Below are 1,089 nucleotides of genomic sequence, written 5' to 3'. Positions count from 1 at the left end.
GGCGGGCTCAACCGGTGGTTGCAACACCTAAGAGTTGGGTCATTTTCTCGCCGGGGGTGGCCCAGCCCAGGGTCATGCGGGGGCGGTCGTTGAGTTCGTCGGCGACGTGGTCGAGGCCGGCTTGGTCGATGGTGGTGAAGTCGAATTTTCCTTTGGGGAAGTACTGGCGCAGCAGCCCGTTGGTGTTCTCGTTGCTGCCACGCTGCCAGGGGCTGTGTGGGTCGCAGAAGTAGACCGGGCAGTCCGTGGCGATGGTGAAGTCACGGTGCCGGGCCATCTCGACGCCCTGGTCCCAGGTCAGCGAGGCCCTCAACCGTTGCGGTAGCCAGGTCATCGCCGCGGCCAGTTGGGACACGACGTGTTCGGAGACCTTGCCCTCGGGCAACCCGACCAGGATCACGAACCGGGTAGCGCGTTCCACCAGCGTCGCGATCGCCGAACCCCCGCGCCCGCCCCGACGAACCCCCTCGAGGAGGTCACCCTCCCAGTGCCCGGGCACCGCCCGATCAGCGACCTCAGCCGGCCGGTCAGCGATCCGCAGATCGATCCACGGCCGGGCCGAACGCACCGCCCCAGCCGGCGCCGCCCGACCACGGCGAGCCGCCCGACCCGACCGCAACGCCACCTGCCGCGTCAACTCCGCGCGCAGGTTACCCCGCGCCTGCAGGTAAATCGCCTGGTAAATCGTCTCGTGCGACACCCACATCTCCGGCACGTCCGGGAACTGCACCCGCAGCCGGGCACTGACCTGCTGCGGCGAACGACGTCGCCGCAGCATATCCAGCACGACCTCACGCAACGGCCCGCCAACCGCCAACCGCGGCACCCGCCCGGACCGGTTGTGCCGCAGAAACGACGCCCACTGCGCCATCAACGGCTGATACCGCTGCCCATAACGCTCGAACCGACCCACCTCCCGCGAGATCGTCGACACCGACCGCTCCAACCTGCGCGCGATCGACCGCAACGACTCACCCGCAGCCCGACCCAACCCAATCTGCTCCCGCTCCAACAGACTCAACCTCGACGCCATAACCACCCCAACGACAACCACCAAAAGAGGTGTTGCAACCACCGGTTGAGCCCGCC

At 67.9% G+C, this 1,089-nt stretch carries 1 protein-coding gene; it reads right to left on the bottom strand.

The window, feature by feature from the left end:
* Nucleotides 1-7: 7 nt before the first annotated feature.
* Nucleotides 8-1,033 (bottom strand): IS30 family transposase, encoded by a 1,026-nt coding sequence (locus JM949_RS36115; protein WP_456320251.1) that lies wholly within the window; start codon nucleotides 1,031-1,033, stop codon nucleotides 8-10.
* Nucleotides 1,034-1,089: the final 56 nt, after the last annotated feature.

The organism is Micromonospora tarensis, from assembly GCF_016803395.1.
Classification (GTDB): domain Bacteria; phylum Actinomycetota; class Actinomycetes; order Mycobacteriales; family Micromonosporaceae; genus Micromonospora; species Micromonospora tarensis.
Note: the sequence above shows the minus strand (reverse complement) of the source record. Positions and strands in the feature narration are given on the sequence as shown.